The following is a 17,935-nucleotide window of genomic DNA, read 5'->3' as shown; positions in this document are numbered from 1 at the left end:
TTACTCCTCACGTGCGGCGCGGCCGCCGAATTCATCGGCTAGACCGCTCCAGCGGCGCGCAATCTCGTCGTGCTCGATCTCGAACAGATCGAGAATGCGCCCGACAGTGTGGTCGACCACGTCGTCGATAGTCTGCGGATGCGCGTAGAACGCGGGCACCGGCGGCATCACGATCGCGCCCATTTGCGTGGCGAGCGTCATGTTGCGCAGATGCGCGAGATTGAGCGGGGTTTCGCGCGCGACCAGCACGAGGCGGCGGCGCTCCTTGAGCATCACATCGGCGGCGCGCGTCAGCAGGTTGTCCGCGAAGCCGTTCGCGACGCCCGCGAGCGTTTTCATCGAGCATGGCGCGATCACCATGCCTTCGGTCAGAAACGAACCGCTTGCAACGGCCGCGCCGATATCACGCACGTTGTGCACGACGTCGGCAGCGGCTTCGAGGTCCCCGCGCGCGAGGCCGAGTTCCTGGGCGGCCGTCACCGCGCCCGACGACGACACGATCAGATGCGTCTCGTGCGTGCCGAGCCGGCGCAACGCGGCGAGTAAGCGCACGCCGATCACCGCGCCGCTTGCGCCCGAAATGCCGACGACGATGCGTTTCTTTCGTTCAGCCATGATCGCGTGACAGATAGGCGTCGAACGCGCTGTTGTCGGCGGCGACGAGTGCTTGCAGGTCGACCGTGTCCTGCCCCGGTATGCGCACGCGGGTGAACACATGCGCGGGGTAGACGACGGGGCGTGTCGCATCGAGGCCCATCTTCGCGCTGACGCCTTGCAGATGCGACGGCGCATCGTCGGGCTGACCGAGCGTCGTCGACGGATCGAGCGGCGAGCCTTGCGCGCCTGCTATCACGACGAGATCGCGGTCTGCCTGGAAGCGCGTCGCGATGGCCCATTCGATTTCGGCGGGATCGTGCACGTTCACATCGGTATCGACGACGACGACCTGCTTGATGTCGTAATGCGCGCCGAACGCGCACAGGATGACGTTCTTCGCTTCGCCTTCGCGCTTCTTGTCGAATTGCACCCACAGGTGATAGCGGCACACGCCGCCCACCGACAGATGCACGTCTTTCACGGCGGGATGACTGCGCTGAAGATGCGCGAGCAACGTGGCTTCGCGCGGAATCGCGCCGAGCAGCAGATGCTCCATTTCGGCGGGCACGATCGTATGAAAGATCGGAGCGCGCCGATGCGTGACGGCCGTCACTTCGATGACTTCGCGTGCTTCCTTCGCGCTGTAGTACTTCGGAAATTCGCCGAACGGACCTTCCGGCTCGCGCACGTTCGGCAGAATGCGCCCTTCGATGACGATCTCCGCGAACGCCGGCACGTGCACGCCGTTCGTCACGCACCGCGCGACAGGCAGCGGCGCACCGTGCAGCGCGCCCGCGATTTCGAGTTCGTCGTGATCGATCGGCGTGATCGCTTGCGACGCGAGCATCGTCAGGGGATCGACGCCGATCGCGATGGCGACGTCGAGCGCGTCGCCCGCGGCTTCCGCGTCGCGATGGAACGCGTAGAGATGACGCGGCAGCAGCAGGATCGCCATGCGATCGGGGCCGTGTACCTGAATGCGGTTGATCGAGACGTTCTGCACGCCGGTGCGCGGATTGCGCGCGATCACGAGACCGGCGGTGATGTACGGGCCGTTGTCGTGTTCGCTGTGCGTGGGAATGGGCAGCAGCGCGTGGAGATCGATGCCGCTCGTATGCACCACCTGCTGACAGGGCGCGTCGTCACGTTGAATTAGTTTCGATGCGAGCGGCGCCGCGGCCGCAGCGGAAAAATGCGCGAGCAACGCCGATTCATCGACGCCCATCGCTTCGGCGATCCACGCGCGCTTCGACATGAAGCCGCTCACGACGGGAATCCCATGTCCGCGCGGCTGCGTGAAAAACGCAGCTTGTTCGCCGTCGAGGCGCTTTGCAATGGCGGCGAGTTCGTGCTCGAGCGCGACGGGCTTGTCGATCGTCGCGACCCGGCCGGTTTTCGCGAGATGCGCGAGCCAGTCGCGCAGCGACAGCGAGCCGGTGTCGGCGTGATCTCGTGCCCAGGTGAATGAGGGATTGCCGTGCGTTGCGGCATCGCGTGTGTTCATCAGCGTCTCCATCTTTGCGCGCTACCGTAGCAAGCGCATTGGGATGAAGCGTAGCGAGATCGCGTCATAACATCTAATACTGTTTACTGATGCGACGAATCATTCGTCGTTATATCGGTGTTAGCCCGGATGACAGGGGTCTTACAGTTACGTATCAATAGACCGCTCACGCACGCCCGTACTGAAGGGCGCACTACCAAAAGGGGCCCTGCACCGTCGATGAACGCAGGGTGATAATGTCACCGCGCCCCATTAGCATCGCTGATGCTCTGAGGGAACATGGATCTCAAGCAAATCCAGTACTTCATCGCACTGTTCGAGGACGGCTCGGTCACCCGTGCCGCGAAGCGGCTGAACATCGTGCAACCGGCCCTGAGCATGCAGATCGCCAAGCTCGAGGACGAACTGCATCAACAGCTGTTCGAGCGCGGCGCGCACGGCATGGCGCCGACCGCCGCGGGACGGCTGATGTACCGCCTGTTTTTACCGATCGTGCGTGACCTTGCCCACGCACGGCAGCAACTCGTGCAGCGCGATGAAGTGGTGACGGGGCATGTCGGCATCGGGCTGATCGCATCGGTGACGGAAAGCGTGCTCGCGGATTCGCTGTCGCGCTTTCACGCGCGTTACCCCGATGTCGAAGTTACCGTCGCCGATGGCTACAGCGCGACCTTCATCGACTGGGTGGCGGGCGGGCAGCTCGATGCCGCCCTCATCAACAAGCCGCGCGCGCGCTTGTCGCTCGACTCGCGCCCGCTGCTAGACGAAGAGATGGTGCTAGCCACCAGCGCCGCGCATGGCCCCGACTTGCCGCATGCAATCGAACTCGCGCAATTGCCCGAACTGGAACTCGTGCTGCCCACCAAACGTCACGGCCTGCGCGGCGTGCTCGACAGCGCCGCGCAACACGAGGACGTGCTGCTCGCGCCGCGCTTCGAGATCGACGTGCTTTCGACGATTCTCAAGCTCGTCGAGCACACGCGCTTTGCGACGATTTTGCCGCGCATCGTCGTCGAGCGCGCCGCGCGGCACGGCACATTGCGCGCGTACCCGATTCTGGCGCCTCGCATCGTGCGGCACATCGTCTGCGTGAATCATCCGCGCCGCCCGTTGAGCGCGGCGGCGGAAGCACTGATCGGGATCATCGGCGACGAGTTGCACCGCGTGTCGAGCCTGTCGGGCGATGAGCCCTCACACACCATCAAGGAACGATCTTCATGAACGCACGACACTGGATTGCCGGCGAATGGACCGGCACGCCCAACATCGACAGCATCGATCCCGCGACGGGCGAGGCCATCGGCCGGTTCGCCGACGGCGGATCGAGCGAAGCCGATGCCGCCATCGCCGCCGCTCGCCACGCGTTCGATCGCACGACATGGGCGCAGGACGCGCGCTTGCGCCAGGACGTGCTGCTCGGCTGGGCTTCGGCGCTCGAAGCCGAACGCGACATGCTCGCGACGCTGCTCACGCGCGAAAACGGCAAGGCGATCGCGCAATCGCGCGGCGAGATTGCCGGCGCGATATCGGAGGTGCGCTATTACGCGGGGCTCGCGCGCCATATTGCCGGGCACGTGCTCGAACCGGAACCGGGCACGATATCGACGATGCTGCGCGAAGCGGCCGGCGTCGCGGCGATCATCGTGCCTTGGAATGCGCCCGCCGTGCTGCTCGTGCGCTCGCTCGCGCCCGCTCTCGCGGCCGGCTGCACGGCGATCGTCAAACCGGCGGCGCAAACGTCGCTGCTCACGGCCGCGATGTTGCGCTGCTTCGAACACACGCCGTTGCCTGAAGGCGCGGTGAACCTCGTCAACGAACGCGGATACGCGGCCAGCCAGCGGCTCGTCGATTCGCACGGCGTCGACGTGGTGAGCTTCACGGGATCGACGGCGACGGGCAAGAAGATCATGGCGGCCGCTGCCGACAGCATGAAGAAGCTGTCGCTCGAACTTGGCGGCAAGTCATGCTGCGTCGTCTTCGACGATGCCGATGTCGCGGCGATCGCGCCGCGCCTCGCGCGCGCCGCGACGATCATCTCCGGGCAGCAATGCACGGCGGCGCGCCGGGTGCTGGTTCATGCGTCGCGCGCTGCGCAAATGCGCGAGCACCTCGCGTCGGCGCTTGCGTCGCTGAGGGTCGGACCGGGCATCGATCCGGCGACGGATATCGGCGCGCTCATCGACGGCACGACGCGCGATGCGGTGGCACGGACGATCGAGCGCGCGTGCGGAACGGCCGAGCGTGTGCTGCTGCGAGGCACTTGCTCGGGGTACGCGTTTCTGTCGCCGACGCTCGTCGAGCATGGCGATCCGAAGGCGTTCTTTTGCCAGGACGAGATATTTGGCCCGTTCGTCACGCTGGAGGTCTTTGAGGACGAAATGGAAGCGATCGAGAAAGCCAACGACACGGTCTTCGGTCTCTCGGCGAGCGTATGGACGCACGACGGGGCGCGCGCATTGCGCGTCGCGCGTGCGCTGCGCAACGGCACGGTGTGGATCAACGACCACAACAAGCTTTTCGCCGAAGCCGAAACGGGCGGGTATCGCCAAAGCGGACTGGGTCGGCTGCACGGCTATGATGCGCTGGCGGACTTCACCGAGTTGAAGCACATCTGCATGCCGGCCGGCGTGGCGGAAGGTATCGCGCCGTTGCGGTGAACGGCAGGGAGGCGAGTCAATGGATAGCGTGGATCTCGAAGTCCTGAAAAGCAGCGCGCGATGGCTGGCAGACGGGCATCCCGTGCTACTGGTGACGGTGGTGAAGACATGGGGATCGTCGCCGCGTCCCGTGGGCGCGATGCTCGCGGTGCGCGCCGATGGGCAGGTGGTCGGGTCGGTGTCGGGCGGATGCATCGAAGACGATCTGATCGATCGCGTGCGGCAGGGAGGCATCGAACAGGAAAGTCCGCAGGTGCTGAAGTACGGCATCAGCGCGCAGGAGGCGCATCGCTTCGGCCTGCCTTGCGGCGGCACCATTCAGCTCGTGCTGGAGCCGTTGACGCTCGCGAGCGGTATCGCCGGGCTGTGTGCAGCGGTGGAGGCAGGCAGGCTCGTCGCGCGCACGCTCGACATGGCGACGGGGGCTGCGCGCCTCGAACCCGCGCAGGCGACGGACGGCCTTCTGTTCGACGGGACGACGCTGCTGAGCATCCATGGGCCCCGTTACCGGATGCTGGTGATCGGCGCGGGACAGTTGTCGCGCTATCTGTGCAGCATCGCGGTGGGGCTCGATTATCAGGTGACGGTATGCGATCCGCGCGAGGAATATACGAACGAGTGGAACGTGCCCGGCACGACCCTCGTTCGCGCCATGCCCGACGACACCGTGATGGACATGAAGCTCGACGAACGCTCTGCGGTGATCGCGCTGACGCACGATCCGAAGCTCGACGATCTCGCGCTGATGGAAGCGCTGAAAACGCCTGCGTTCTACGTGGGTGCGCTCGGTTCGCGTCGCAATAACGCGGCGCGGCGCAAGCGTTTGAAGGAGTTCGATCTCACCGATGAAGAAGTCGCGCGCCTGCACGGACCGGTGGGCATCTACATCGGCAGCCGGACGCCGCCGGAGATCGCCCTGTCGATACTGGCCGAATTGACGGCCGCGAAAAACGGCGTGTCGTTGCCGGAACTGCTGCGGGTCGAAGGCGCCAAGGCGGTCCGGGAGATGGCGGGCAACGCGGTGGGCTGTGACGCCTTGTAAGCGGAACCGATTTCACCACAGGCGCCGTAAGGCGAGCGGTCCATCGCTCAACTGCTGGCGCAGGAAATCCACCGCCACGCGCACCTTCGCCGTGGACGGCCTGCGCTGAGTCCCGTCGAGGTTAGTCAGTCGTTGTCGGCGCCGGGGGCTCCGGTATCGAATCCGGCAGCCTCGCGCAGCGCTTGCAGCATCGCCCGCGCACCCGGTGAGAGCCTGTCCCCGCGCCGTGTGACGATGCCCGCCGGCCCGAGCTTCAGATCGAGCTCGAACGGCAACGGTTCGAGCGCGCCGGCAATGCAATACGGCCGCACCGGCTCGCGCGCAAGCGGCGCGATCATATCGCTGATCTGCAGCAGACTCGTGATGACAGGCAGCGATGAGCTCTCGACCACATCCGTTGGCAACGCGAGCCGCCGTTCGAGAAAAAGTTGTGTGAACTGATTACGCATCACGTTGCCCTTCGGCGGCAGGATCCACGTTTGCGGCGCCAGTTCGTTCCAACTGAGAGCCTTACGCCTGGCGAGCGGATGGCCAACGCGCGCGAACAGCGCGTGCTGAGCTTCTGCGAGCGGGGCGTAGTGCAGTTCCGCCAGATCGTCCGGATTGCGGATTCGCGCGACGATCATATCCAGTTTGCCTTCCTGCAGACGCTGTACCAGCACCTCGCTGAACTCCATCTCGATGCTGACGCGAATCTGCGGAAAGCGCTTCTTGAGCAGTGCCACCGCTTGCGGAACGACGTTGGTGGCCGCCGTGACCTCGGTGCCGATCATCGCCTGCCCGGTCAGGCCGGCTTTGAGCGCGGACACTTCGTCGTACGCGTGCCGCAACTCGGCCAGCACGCTGCGGGCATGGCGGATCAGCACCTCGCCGTACCAGGTGGGCTCGACACCGCGCGGATGGCGTTCGAACAATGGCACACCCATCGTCTCTTCCAGTTCCCGCAGCAACTTGGTCGCCCCGGGTTGGGTCATGTGCGCGGCGTCCGCCGCGCGCAATACCGAGCGATGGGTGTCGAGCTGAACGATCAGGGCCAATTGGCGCGTCTTCAGGCGCGTGGGGTCGAAGCGGCCCGGCGCGATGGCCCCCGCGCCGTCGTCCGGATGAAGTGCCGAGCTCACGATGTCGCCTCCACGTATTCCGTATTGATATAGATCTTGCGTTATTTTTCATTATAAAAGCATATCGAACAATCCTACTATGCAGCAGTCGCCCTGCATTTCAAGGCGGGCGGTTTCCCATCATGGGCATCGAGACCGGCTGCATCCAGCATCCGCGCAGGCAGCCGCACAGGAGGCGAAGAGGTAATGAACACTCGTACTGCAGACATCCCGCCGGAAGGCATCACCACCGACGAATTCCTCGGCCGCGTCGCCAAGGTCCGCAGCGCGCTCGACAAGGCGGGCCTGGTCGGCCTGCTTGCATTCGGCGATTGCTGGCGTGGCGCGAACATCGGCTACTTCACCGAGTTCCGCCCGCTCGACGGCGTATCGGATATTGCCAATGCGATCCTGCTGCTGCCGGTGGACGGCGACCCCGTGCTGTTCGTGTCGGATCAATGCTTCGATTACGCGACGAGCGTGACCGCCTTCGAGGTGCGCAGTCTGCGTGAAGTCACGCAACAGGTGCAGGCCTTTTCTGCGCGGCACCGCAGCGGCACGGTCGGCCTCGCTGGCGCCGCCTATATCCCCGCGGACCTGTTGCAGCGCCTGAACGCCGGTCTCGGCGAACTGAAGCTCGAAGCGACGATGGTGCTGGCCGAAATCAAGGCGATCAAGAGCGAGCCCGAGGTCGCGCTGATGCGCAAAGCCGCGGCCTTGACCGATTCGGCGATGGCCGCGATTCGCGACGCGCTCGCCGACGGCCGTCCCTACACCGAGCGCGAACTCGCTTTAATCGCCGACCGCGCGATGCTCGCGGGAGGCGCGGACCGGACCGCGTTCGATTCGATGGTGCAATCCGGTCCGCGCTCGGCGTATAACCTGGCGCGCCCCACCGACCGCATCCTGCAACCGGGCGACCTCATCATGACCGACATCGGTGCGCGTTATCGTGGGTACGTGGCCGACGGCGGACGCGGCTTTACCTACGGTCCGGCGAATCCAGAGAAGATGGCGATCGTCGCGGCAGCGGCGCGCGCGGTCGAAGCGGGGCTCGCCGCCGCGCGTCCCGGCATGGCGGCCATGGAGTTGAACGCGGTGATCCAGCAGGCGCTGGTGAAGTCGAACTACGAGCAATACTCGAGCGAAGCGCGCGGCCATGGCACCGGTCACGGCACCGGCATGGACCCGGAAGAAGAAGCGCCGTGGATCGGGCCGGGCAACAGGACCGTGCTGCAGGAAAACATGGTCTTTACGCTGAAGGCGACGATCACGGTGCCGAACGTCGGCGGCCTGCGCACGGAACGTATCGTGCGGTTGACCTCGGGCGGCGTCGAAACGCTCGACCATTTCCCGATGGAACTGCACTGGTGAGTACAGTGAACTGATCGTAACGTGCGGGCGGCCCCGCGCCGCCGACACGCAGCAGTTCAAAACATAGATTCCCAGAGAAGGGAGGAGACGTGAAAACATCGCCCATTTCATCCGGCAACGCGCCGGTTATCAGCCGGTCGGCCGTCAACCGTGTGCTGGTCGCCTCGGTGGTCGGGACCGCCATCGAGTGGTACGACTTTTTTCTCTATGCCACCGCTTCGGCGCTGGTCTTCGCCAAGCTGTTCTTTCCCTCGTTCGATCCGATGGTCGGCACCATCGCGGCGTTCGGAAGTTTTGCGATCGGCTATCTCGCCCGGCCCTTCGGCGCCGTGTTTTTCGGGCACTTCGGCGATCGCATCGGACGTAAGGCGACGCTCGTCGCGACGCTGACGATCATGGGCGTCGGCACCTTCGTGATCGGCCTGCTGCCGACTTACGCCTCGATTGGCGTCTGGGCGCCGATGCTGCTGGTCGCGATGCGCTTCCTGCAAGGGCTCGGCGTCGGCGGCGAATGGGGCGGCGCGGTGCTGATGGTGGTCGAAACGGCACCGGCCAGAAAACGTGGTTTCTTCGGCGCGTTCCCGCAATTGGGCGTGCCGCTCGGATTGATGCTCTCGACCGCCGTGTTCAAAGCCGTCTCGAGTCTGCCGTCGGAGGCGTTCTATTCTTGGGGATGGCGCCTGCCGTTCCTGCTGAGCGTCGCGCTGATCGCGATCGGCCTGTTCATCCGCCTGCGCGTCATGGAGTCGCCGGTATTCGAACAGATCAAGGCGAGCAAGCAGGTCGTGAAAGCGCCGCTGATCGAATTGCTGCGCCGGCATCCGAAAGACCTCGTGCTGACGATCGGCACGCGCTTCGCGGTCGACATCACCTTCAACGTGATCAACGTGTTCGTGCTGGTGTACGGAACGACGCGGCTCGGCTTGTCGCGCGGACTGCTGCTGAACGCCATCATTGTGGGCTGCGGGGTTGCGCTGTTCACGCTGCCGCTGTTCGGCAAGCTGTCGGACGCGATTGGACGCCGGACCGTCTTCATGCTCGGCGCGGTATTCGTGGCAATCTATGGATTCGCGTTCTTCCCGTTGCTCGAGACACGCAATCCGACTTTGATTTTCGTGGCGTACGTCTGCGGCATCGCGTTGAGCCAGGCGTCGGTGTACGGCGTGCAATCGACGTGGTTCGCGGAACTGTTCGGGACCCGGGTGCGTTATACAGGTGCTTCGCTGCCGTATCAGATCGCCGGCATCATCACGTCGGGACCGACGCCATTGATCGCCACCTATCTGTTCGCGACGTTTGGCCAGACGCTGCCCATTTCGATCTATATCGCGGCGACAGGATTGCTGAGCCTCGCGTGCGCGTTTTTCCTCGCAGAGACTTTCAAGCGCGATCTGTCCGCGGAGCCGGGAGATGAGGCGGCCGCGGCGCCGGGCGCGCGTGCGTCCGCGCACTCGCCGCATCCTCTGGCGCGGTGAGTGCAAATCGATCCGGTTGCCGTGCCGTCCAGGACCTGGTCATTTTCGGTTGACGACTGCACGGTGTTGACCAGTGCGCCGAGCTCCGGCGTTGCAATAGTCACCTTGTGTCCGAGGTGATGCGTGAAGCCACTGCCCGGAGCATGCCGGTCTTTAATCGGGGAGAACATCGTGCCGAGAAATACCATGAAGCCGTCGGGATACTGGTGATGTGGGCCGGCGGTCTGGGCGACGAGTTCCTCCGGGTCACGGCTGATCTCGCGCATGTGGCTCACGCCTTCGAGAATGAATCCGTCGTCCGCGCCTTCTATCCTCAGCGACACGCTGGCCGCCCGCACCGAGTCCATCGTGAAGCGATCATCGAACAAGCGGATAAAAGGACCGATCGCGCATGAGCCGTTGTTGCCTCGTTAAACCGGATTGAATCGTGCTGGCTGGCGCCAGGGTGCCGGATCGAAGGCACGTTTCGCTGCCTCGAGAAAGAGCCGCTGACGATTCGTCACAGCGTTTCGTGACGGCAGGAGTGCGAGGATCGGGGCGGGCTCCAGCCGCCAGCCAGGAAGCAGGCGAATCAGCTTGCCAGCGGCGATCAGCCCCGCAGCACTCCATTCAGACCGCTCGATGATACCGAGCCCCGCGGATGCCCAGTCGCTGACCACGGTGCCGTCGTTCGATGACAGCAAACCGGACAGCCGGACCGTGATGCCTTTCGCGCCGGGCTTGTGGGTATCGCCGACTGGCATGAAGCGAAGCCGGGTCACATCCTCATCGTTTTCTCGAAGCGTCAGATATGCGTAGCGTTGAAGGTCCGTCGGATGATCCATCCTGTCGATCCGTTTGGCGAACTCGGGGCTCGCGCACAAAAAGCGTTCGTTTGGCGCGAGGAAATGACCGACCCAGGAAGAGGATTTGGCTGCCCCGATCGATATTACGACGTCGGCCCCCGAGGATGCAGACAGAGGGCTTTCGGCCAATACCAGGGATACGCCAAGATTGGGATGGGCGAGATGGAGTTTGCGCACCAACGGCGCGACATGTGCGCGACCAAATCCGAACGGCGCCACGATTCGCAGGTGGCCGCTGACGCTTCCCGACTGCTCGGCGATGCGAGTCGCGATCGATTCGACCCTCTCGAGTAACTCCATGGATTCGTCAAGCAGTTTCAGGCCCTCGTCGGTCAGCGTCACACCACGAGCTTCGCGGATCGCGAGATGCATACCCAGGCGTTCCTCCAGCCGTTGCAGACGGACTGACACGGCGGGCGGCGTCAGGTTCAGAAGGCGTGCGGCGGCTGCGAGCGAGCGCGAACCGCCCAATGCTCGGAACAGCCGCATGTCGTCTAGTTCGATCATTAAATGGCCGTTAATCAAAAGTTCAATGGATATTAAACACGCCAAAAAGACCGCATGGGTGTCGTCGGGAGCGGAGGGCGTTAGCTCGTCAGGCTCCCGGGTTACAAATGCTCAATGATCGGTCTAGACGTGAGCTCTGAGCATTAAATTTTATTTAATGACGTGTTAGTTTTCAATTAATAAAAATTTATTTTTGTTCAAGGATAATCGGTATGACAGTGGCGTTACCGCTTGCCTCGCACGGCTGATAACGGGCTAGCGCCGGGCCGACCATCGGTAAGGTAACCGTATGAATGTGAACATGATTGCGACATCCAATCCGATTGGTTCAACTGCGTTTCCGATCTATCGGCCAATGACATCAGCAGACATCGCGACAGCGCAGAAGATGTCGCTAGCGGTGTCGTGGCCGCATCGTCTTGAAGACTGGCAATTCGCGCTGGATGCCGGCACTGGTTTCGTCGCCGAGCTGGACGGAGCGGTCATCGGCACGGGCTTGTGCTGGAAGCACGGCACAAAGCGCGCATCGCTCGGGCTCGTGATCGTGTCCGATGCTCATCAGGGGCGCGGCATCGGACGCAAGCTGATGGAGATGCTGATCGAAGAAGTCGGTTCGCGCGTGACGTTCCTGCATGCGACGCCTGAAGGAAAGCCGCTGTACGAGAAGCTCGGTTTCAGCGTCTGCGGGATGCTGAAACAACACCAGGGCCGTGTCACCGAGACGGTGCCGGTCACCCTGCCGCACGGCATCCACCTGCGCGACGCGCAGCACGAAGACCTCGCGCAACTGGCCGCGCTGGCTACGCGGGCAACCGGTCTCGAGCGGCAGGCGATGCTGGCTGCGTTGTTTCGGGTCGGCTCCTGCGCGGTACTCGAACAGAACGGTTCGATTATCGGCTTCTCGGTATTCCGTCTGTTTGGCCGCGGTTACGTGATCGGGCCGGTGGTGGCATCCGCTTCGCCTGGAGATCTCAACGCGAAGGCGCTGATCGCATGCTGGCTGAAGGGCCGCGAGAATGAATATATCCGCGTCGACGTACCGGTCGGTCCGGGCGAATCGGACATCAATGACTGGCTCGCCGCGCAGGGACTGCCGTGTGTTGACTCCGTCGTCAAGATGGTGCGCAACGCACCGGCTGATGAGCACAGCGGACTGCCAGACGCCGATGTGCGTTGGTACGGTCTGATCACTCAGGCGATGTTCTGATCGATCCTGTGTCGGTGCGGGAGTGGCGCCAGACCGTGCGATACATTGCATTATCGAGGAGACTGCGCATGACTAAAGATGCAAAAGAGAACCGCGGCGTCAATCGTCGCGAACAAGCTGTTCGTCAATCGCGCGCACGAGCCAGCCAATCCGCTCTATGACAACATCGAGATCCGCGATATCTCCGGTCTGGCCGGTGTCGTAGGTCTTTAAAGCTGCGCCGGCCTCGACCGATCGAAAGCAAGGTAAACCTGATGCAATTTACCTCTTACTGGCTGGATACCTCGGAGCCGTTCGTCGGCAAGTCGACGGGACTGCCGCTCGATTCGTGCGACGTGGTCGTGGTCGGCGGCGGCATCACCGGCACGGCCGCCGCGCTTGCGCTCGCGAAGAAGGGTGCGAGCGTGGTCGTCTGCGAAGCGGGAACGGTCGGCCAAGCGGCCTCTGGCCGCAACGGCGGCATGTGCAACAACGGCTTCGCGCAGGACTATGCAACGATGTCGCAACTGATCGGGACCGAGCGCGCGAATGACATCTATCGCGCGTTCGACGCCGGCGTCGACACGGTCGAGCGGCTCGTGCGGGAAGAATCGATTGACTGCGATTTCGCGCGTAGCGGCAAGCTCAAACTTGCTGCAAAACCCGAGCATTTCGACAAGCTGGTGCGCAGCCAGGCGCTGCTGGCGGCGAACATCGATCCCGACACGCGCATCGTCACACGCGCGGAACTGCGCGACGAGATCGGCTCGGACCGGTATCACGGCGGCCTGATCTTCGGCAAGAGCGCGGGTATGCACGTGGGGCGCTATGTGCGCGGACTCGCGCGCGCCGCCGAGGCGCGCGGCGCGCATATTCTGGAACAGACCCCCGTGCTCGCGCTGCGCCGCGAGCCGGACGGCCTGTACCGGATCGGCACGCCGCGCGGCGAGATCCGCTGCAAGCAGGTATTGCTCGCGAGCGGCATCTCGCAGGTCGGCCCGTTCGGCTGGATCCGGCGGCGCATCGTGCCGGTCGGCGCATTCCTGATCGTCACCGAGCCGCTGTCCGTCGAACAGCTCGACCGGCTGCTGCCGCGCCGGCGGATGGCGACCGACACGAAAAACTTCGTCAACTTCTTCCGTACCACGCCGGACGATCGCCTGCTGTTCGGCGGCCGCGCGCAGTTCGCGGTGTCGAATCCGCGCGTTGACGAAAAAAGCGGAAAGATCCTGCGAGAGCAACTGGCTAGCGTGTTCCCGGAACTGGCGGAGACGCGGATCGACTATTGCTGGGGCGGCATGGTCGATATGACGAAGAACCGGCTGCCGCGCGCCGGGCAGCGCGACGGCGTGTACTACTCGATGGGCTACAGCGGCCACGGCACGCAAATGTCGACGCTGATGGGCACGCGCATGGCCGACATCATGGATGGCGGCACCGACCTGAACCCGTGGAAGGATTTCTCGTGGCCGGCGATTCCCGGCCACTTCGGCAAACCGTGGTTTCTGCCGATTGTCGGCGCCTGGTATCGCTTCAAGGACGCAACCCAATGACTTCCCCGCTCGATCATCTAAAGAGCTCCGGGCATCTGGAGCAGATCTACATCAACGGCGAATGGACGCAGCCTGCCAGCACGTTGCGTGCGCCGCTCGTGTGTCCGTCGACTGGCGAGACGTTGGTCGAGTTGCCGCTCGGTGACGCGCACGACGTCGAGCGCGCGGTGCAGGCCGCGCGCGCCGCGTTCGTACGCTGGTCGGCGACTTCGCCGCAAGAGCGCGCCGGCTATCTCGACCGCCTGCACACGCTGATGCGCGAACGCGCGGAAACTTTCGCGCAGGCGCTGACTACCGAGATGGGCGCGCCGATCACCTATGCGCGCAACGCGCATGTGCCCTTCGCCGCGGAGCATCTACGCGTCGCCCGCGACAACCTCGCGTCGTATCCGTTTCGTGTGCAGCGCGGCACGACCGCGATCGTGCGCGAGCCGATCGGCGTGTGCGCGCTGATCACGCCGTGGAACTGGCCGATCTACCAGATCACCGCGAAGGTCGGCCCGGCGCTCGCGGCCGGCTGCACGATCGTGCTCAAGCCGAGCGAGCTGTCGCCGCTCAGTGCGCTGCTGTTCGCCGAGGTTGTCGAGGCCGCCGGGCTGCCGCCCGGCGTGTTCAATCTTGTCAGTGGCACGGGGCCGGAGGTCGGCGAGCGGCTCGCCGCGCATCGGCAGATCGATATGGTGTCTATCACGGGATCGACGCGCGCCGGCGTGCTGGTCGCTCAGGCAGCCGCGCCGACCGTCAAGCGCGTCGCGCAGGAACTCGGCGGCAAGTCGCCGAACGTGGTGTTGCCGGATGCGGATCTGTCGCGCGCGGTATCGCTCGGCGTCGCCGCCGCGTTCCGCAACATGGGGCAATCGTGCAGTGCGCCGACGCGGCTGATCGTGCCGCGCGCGCTGCTGCCGCAGGCGGAACAGCTCGCGGTCGCGGCCGTCGACGCGATGGTGGTCGGTGACCCATTCGTCGAGACGACGACCCACGGTCCGCTCGCGAATCGCGCGCAGTACGAGCGCGTGCAGACGATGATCGCGACGGGGATCGACGAAAGCGCCAAGCTGCTGGTCGGCGGCCCGGGTCGGCCCGCGGGGTTCTCGCGCGGCTGGTTCGCGCAGCCGACGATCTTCTCGGCGGTGCGCTCCGACATGGCGATCGCGCGCGAGGAAATCTTCGGCCCGGTGTTGGCGATGCTCGCGTACGACAGCATCGACGAAGCAGTCGAGATCGCCAACGACACGGTCTACGGACTCGGCGCGCACGTGCAGGGCACCGACCTCGACACGGTGCGCGCGGTGGCCGCACGGATCGCGTCGGGACAGGTGCATTTAAACTATCCGGCGTGGGATCCGCAGGCACCGTTCGGCGGCTACAAGCAATCGGGCAACGGTCGCGAGTATGGCGTCGAAGGGATGGAAGAGTTTCTGGAGATCAAGTCGATCCTCGGGTACTACGCGTGAAGGCTTGCATAAGGTGGTGCCGCATGCACGGCGGAGAGCGAGCGCACCACCCGAAATGCATGGATGAGCGCCCCGTCGACGTCGCCTGAGGCGGCACGTTGCTGTTCCGGCCAGGCGGGATACAGATTTCGAGTCCGGCGAGAGCCGTCGTCCGCGAGATTCGCCCGCAGGATGTGCTGTTAGGGATTTCAGGACAACTGGATTGTGTTTTTTTACTGCTCAAATCAGTGACCGCGAGACTTTTTACACTGGTTAAATATCGAAAAGGGAGGCGTAGTGGAGAGGCTTGGACTTCAGCCGTTTAACTAGATTTTCAACGAGACGACTCTTCCATGATCGACTTCGATGGGCGAGTACATTGAATTCCTAATTGATCATATGCCTCGAGGCCCGCGTGGCCAGCAGCTCAATACTGCATTCCCTTCTTTCAGTCGATATGTGCGCAATGCGCAGGAGCAAAGATGACCGCGGCTTTTGTGCTGCACCGTGCCGACGGTGCACCACTTTCAACCTCTTTCCGCAGGGCGGCGTTCGGAACTTCAAGCGATCGAGGTCAGCCATGTCCCCTCCGTTGAACGTTATCCAATCCCCACCGGCGTTACCGGCCGGTGCCGATGTGGTCGTGATCGGAGGCGGCATCATCGGCGTGTTTACCGCCTACTATTTAGCCCGGCGCGGCGTGTCTGTTGCTCTCGTCGAGAAGGGAAGGATCGGCGCCGAACAATCGAGCCGCAATTGGGGCTGGTGCCGGCAGCAGAATCGCGACGCACGCGAATTGCCGATGGCAAGCAAAAGCCTTGATCTCTGGGAGCGATTTGCCATCGAGTCCGGCGAAGATACGGGCTTTCATCGCTGCGGGCTGCTGTATCTGAGCAATGACGACGCCGAGCTCGCTCGTTGGGCCAGTTGGGGCGAATTCGCAAAGACGGCGGGAGTGACGACCTACATGCTCGATAGCCGCCAAGCCGCCGAGCGCGGAAAGGCGACGGGCCGTCCTTGGCAAGGCGGCGTCTTCTCGCCCAGCGACGGCACGGCGGATCCAGCGAAAGCCGCGCCCGCCGTGGCAACCGCACTCATGAAGCTCGGGGGTAGTGTCATTCAACACTGCGCGGCGCGCGGCATTGAACTGGAGGGCGGGCGGGTCTGCGGCGTCGTGACGGAAGCCGGCGTCATCAAGACGCACACAGTCGTGCTCGCAGGTGGCGCATGGGCATCCGCGTTCTGCCGCCAGTTGGGCGTCCGTTTTCCTCAGGCGTCGATCCGCCAGTCCATCCTGAGCGTGTCCCCTGTCGAACATCGCTTGCCGGACGCTTTGTTCACCTCTGGCGTATCTGTGACCCGCCGCAACGACGGACGCTATGCATTGGCCATCAGTGGTCGCGCGCGGGTGGATGTGACGCCACAGTTCCTACGATTTGCCCCGCAGTTCCTGCCCATGTTCGCCAAGCGCTGGCGCAGCCTCCTGCCGGGCGGCCTGGAGGGAGTCCGGGGTGGCCATGAAACGCTGCAGCGGTGGCGGCTCGATGCGCCGACACCCATGGAGCGCGTACGCATCCTGGATCCCAAGCCTGATCGGGCGACGGTCACCGAAACCCACCGCCGCGCCGTCGAACTGCTGCCCGAGCTTCGCAAAGCCAACATCACGCACGCGTGGGCCGGTTTCGTCGACAGCACGCCCGACGGCGTGCCGGGTATTGGCGAGTTGCCGGGTGTGCCCGGATTAATCCTGGCAGCGGGTTTTTCGGGCCACGGCTTTGGCATCGCGCCCGGCGCGGGGCACTTGATCGCGGACCTTGCCAGCGGTGTTGAACCGATCGTTGACCCTATACCGTATCGACCTGGCCGATTCGCCAATTCCTCCTGGGGTAAGGTCGCCGATTTCTAGACTACACCTGAGCGATCTGACCTCTAATTAATGACGTTTAGGACTCGAATCTGACTATGACAACCATCGCCGTGGTTCACACAGGACCAGTATCGGTCCAGCCGATCAAGGAGCAAATCAGCGAGCTGATTCCTAATGCGCGAGTGATCAACATCGTCGATGACAGCTTGCTCGATGACGTTCGTGCCGCCGGCCATGTGACTCCGGAAGTCGCAAGTCGAATTCATTCCTACATGTCCAATGCGCAGGCGATGCGCGTCGACATCATCCTCAACGCCTGTTCGTCCGTCGGCGAAGCTGCTGACTCGGTGCGCAACTTGATTAGCATTCCGATCGTGAAAATCGACGAGGCGATGGCAGAAGAGGCTTGCTCCATCGGTTCTCATATTGGGGTGATCGCGACTCTGCCGACTACGCTGGAGCCCACCGTTCGCCTCGTTAAAAAGAAGGCCGGAGAATTGCGGCGCGCCGTCGAAGTGACCGAACGGATTGCCGAAGGCGCCTTCGAGGCCCTCTTAAGCGGGGACGGTGCGCGCCATGACGAAATTGTAAAGAGCACAATCTCGGCCCTTGCAGCACAGGTCGGCGTGATCGTACTGGCGCAGGTCTCAATGGCGCGGCTCGTGCCGCAGTTGGAGGGCGTGCGCGTTCCCGTGTTATCTAGCCTGCGTAGCGGTGTCGCTGCTTTGAAACGCGCGCTCGATAACTTGCCTAAGGTAAGCGCGCCCAACCAGAACAGATGATTGGCAGCGTGAC

The 17,935-nt window shown here is 63.8% G+C and carries 15 protein-coding genes and 1 pseudogene; 11 read left to right on the top strand and 5 right to left on the bottom strand.

Going from position 1 to position 17,935, the window contains the following annotated elements; genetic code table 11:
- Both AB3X95_RS09220 and AB3X95_RS09215 read right to left on the bottom strand, forming a co-directional pair.
- Complete coding sequence (locus AB3X95_RS09220; RefSeq protein ID WP_013093433.1) at positions 1-615, bottom strand: UbiX family flavin prenyltransferase; 615 nt, start codon at positions 613-615, stop codon at positions 1-3.
- Positions 608-2,101 (bottom strand): UbiD family decarboxylase, encoded by a 1,494-nt coding sequence (locus AB3X95_RS09215; protein WP_368621141.1) that lies wholly within the window; start codon positions 2,099-2,101, stop codon positions 608-610. Before AB3X95_RS09215 ends, AB3X95_RS09220 begins: the two co-directional genes overlap by 8 nt.
- A gap of 279 nt (positions 2,102-2,380) precedes the next feature.
- Here AB3X95_RS09215 and AB3X95_RS09210 point away from each other — a divergent pair, with 279 nt between their 5' ends.
- The 3 genes from AB3X95_RS09210 to AB3X95_RS09200 are packed head-to-tail and all read left to right on the top strand — an operon-like array spanning position 2,381 to position 5,800.
- Entirely contained in the window at positions 2,381-3,322 is a 942-nt protein-coding gene (locus tag AB3X95_RS09210; RefSeq protein ID WP_176122122.1) for a LysR family transcriptional regulator, read from the top strand.
- On the top strand, positions 3,319-4,758 hold the full coding sequence (locus AB3X95_RS09205) for an aldehyde dehydrogenase family protein (RefSeq protein WP_368621140.1): 1,440 nt from the start codon (positions 3,319-3,321) through the stop codon (positions 4,756-4,758). Before AB3X95_RS09210 ends, AB3X95_RS09205 begins: the two co-directional genes overlap by 4 nt.
- A gap of 19 nt (positions 4,759-4,777) precedes the next feature.
- Positions 4,778-5,800 carry an XdhC family protein gene (locus AB3X95_RS09200; RefSeq protein WP_368621139.1) on the top strand — a complete coding sequence of 341 codons (1,023 nt, stop codon included), beginning with the start codon at positions 4,778-4,780 and terminating at the stop codon, positions 5,798-5,800.
- A gap of 125 nt (positions 5,801-5,925) precedes the next feature.
- On the opposite strand, the gene AB3X95_RS09195 is transcribed toward AB3X95_RS09200, so the two are convergent.
- Positions 5,926-6,921 (bottom strand): LysR substrate-binding domain-containing protein, encoded by a 996-nt coding sequence (locus tag AB3X95_RS09195; protein ID WP_368621138.1) that lies wholly within the window; start codon positions 6,919-6,921, stop codon positions 5,926-5,928.
- A gap of 186 nt (positions 6,922-7,107) precedes the next feature.
- Here AB3X95_RS09195 and AB3X95_RS09190 point away from each other — a divergent pair, with 186 nt between their 5' ends.
- Positions 7,108-8,274 carry a Xaa-Pro peptidase family protein gene (locus AB3X95_RS09190; protein ID WP_176122126.1) on the top strand — a complete coding sequence of 389 codons (1,167 nt, stop codon included), beginning with the start codon at positions 7,108-7,110 and terminating at the stop codon, positions 8,272-8,274.
- An 89-nt stretch (positions 8,275-8,363) separates the two neighbouring features.
- Positions 8,364-9,749: an MFS transporter gene (locus tag AB3X95_RS09185; RefSeq protein ID WP_368621137.1), complete on the top strand. Its 1,386-nt coding sequence runs from the start codon at positions 8,364-8,366 to the stop codon at positions 9,747-9,749.
- Between the two features lie 44 nt (positions 9,750-9,793).
- Here AB3X95_RS09185 and AB3X95_RS09180 read toward each other — a convergent pair.
- Positions 9,794-10,153 (bottom strand): annotated as a pseudogene (locus tag AB3X95_RS09180) (fumarylacetoacetate hydrolase); the annotation flags it as partial.
- 6 nt (positions 10,154-10,159) lie between these two features.
- Complete coding sequence (locus tag AB3X95_RS09175; protein WP_368621136.1) at positions 10,160-11,101, bottom strand: LysR substrate-binding domain-containing protein; 942 nt, start codon at positions 11,099-11,101, stop codon at positions 10,160-10,162.
- 355 nt (positions 11,102-11,456) lie between these two features.
- Between AB3X95_RS09175 and AB3X95_RS09170 the strand changes: the two genes are divergently transcribed.
- The 6 genes from AB3X95_RS09170 (at position 11,457) to AB3X95_RS09145 (ending at position 17,922) form a co-directional block, all read left to right on the top strand.
- The gene (locus AB3X95_RS09170; RefSeq protein ID WP_368621135.1) at positions 11,457-12,308 is read left to right on the top strand and encodes a GNAT family N-acetyltransferase; all 852 of its coding nucleotides are present in this window, start codon (positions 11,457-11,459) and stop codon (positions 12,306-12,308) included.
- 78 nt (positions 12,309-12,386) lie between these two features.
- Positions 12,387-12,521, top strand: a complete 135-nt coding sequence (locus AB3X95_RS09165; RefSeq protein ID WP_255215183.1) for a hypothetical protein — start codon at positions 12,387-12,389, stop codon at positions 12,519-12,521.
- 41 nt (positions 12,522-12,562) lie between these two features.
- Positions 12,563-13,840, top strand: coding sequence for an NAD(P)/FAD-dependent oxidoreductase (locus tag AB3X95_RS09160; RefSeq protein WP_368621134.1), 1,278 nt, complete (start codon positions 12,563-12,565; stop codon positions 13,838-13,840).
- The gene (locus AB3X95_RS09155; protein ID WP_368621133.1) at positions 13,837-15,294 is read left to right on the top strand and encodes an aldehyde dehydrogenase family protein; all 1,458 of its coding nucleotides are present in this window, start codon (positions 13,837-13,839) and stop codon (positions 15,292-15,294) included. Before AB3X95_RS09160 ends, AB3X95_RS09155 begins: the two co-directional genes overlap by 4 nt.
- Positions 15,295-15,853: 559 nt before the next feature.
- A complete protein-coding gene (locus AB3X95_RS09150; RefSeq protein ID WP_368621132.1) occupies positions 15,854-17,179 on the top strand; it encodes an NAD(P)/FAD-dependent oxidoreductase in 1,326 nt (441 codons plus the stop codon).
- A 56-nt stretch (positions 17,180-17,235) separates the two neighbouring features.
- Complete coding sequence (locus tag AB3X95_RS09145; protein WP_368621131.1) at positions 17,236-17,922, top strand: aspartate/glutamate racemase family protein; 687 nt, start codon at positions 17,236-17,238, stop codon at positions 17,920-17,922.
- Positions 17,923-17,935 lie beyond the last annotated feature (13 nt).

Origin of the sequence: Paraburkholderia sp. BR13444 (assembly GCF_040948755.1) — a bacterium.
Classification (GTDB): Bacteria; Pseudomonadota; Gammaproteobacteria; order Burkholderiales; family Burkholderiaceae; genus Paraburkholderia; species Paraburkholderia youngii.
This window is presented reverse-complemented; position numbering and strand designations above follow the sequence as displayed.

Coding starts and splice junctions, on each gene's coding strand:
- AB3X95_RS09220 (WP_013093433.1), bottom strand. CDS start 615: ATGGCTGAACGAAAGAAACGCATCGTCGTCGGCATTTCGGGCGCAAGC.
- AB3X95_RS09215 (WP_368621141.1), bottom strand. CDS start 2,101: ATGAACACACGCGATGCCGCAACGCACGGCAATCCCTCATTCACCTGG.
- AB3X95_RS09210 (WP_176122122.1), top strand. CDS start 2,381: ATGGATCTCAAGCAAATCCAGTACTTCATCGCACTGTTCGAGGACGGC.
- AB3X95_RS09205 (WP_368621140.1), top strand. CDS start 3,319: ATGAACGCACGACACTGGATTGCCGGCGAATGGACCGGCACGCCCAAC.
- AB3X95_RS09200 (WP_368621139.1), top strand. CDS start 4,778: ATGGATAGCGTGGATCTCGAAGTCCTGAAAAGCAGCGCGCGATGGCTG.
- AB3X95_RS09190 (WP_176122126.1), top strand. CDS start 7,108: ATGAACACTCGTACTGCAGACATCCCGCCGGAAGGCATCACCACCGAC.
- AB3X95_RS09175 (WP_368621136.1), bottom strand. CDS start 11,101: ATGATCGAACTAGACGACATGCGGCTGTTCCGAGCATTGGGCGGTTCG.
- AB3X95_RS09170 (WP_368621135.1), top strand. CDS start 11,457: ATGACATCAGCAGACATCGCGACAGCGCAGAAGATGTCGCTAGCGGTG.
- AB3X95_RS09165 (WP_255215183.1), top strand. CDS start 12,387: ATGCAAAAGAGAACCGCGGCGTCAATCGTCGCGAACAAGCTGTTCGTC.
- AB3X95_RS09160 (WP_368621134.1), top strand. CDS start 12,563: ATGCAATTTACCTCTTACTGGCTGGATACCTCGGAGCCGTTCGTCGGC.
- AB3X95_RS09155 (WP_368621133.1), top strand. CDS start 13,837: ATGACTTCCCCGCTCGATCATCTAAAGAGCTCCGGGCATCTGGAGCAG.
- AB3X95_RS09150 (WP_368621132.1), top strand. CDS start 15,854: ATGTCCCCTCCGTTGAACGTTATCCAATCCCCACCGGCGTTACCGGCC.
- AB3X95_RS09145 (WP_368621131.1), top strand. CDS start 17,236: ATGACAACCATCGCCGTGGTTCACACAGGACCAGTATCGGTCCAGCCG.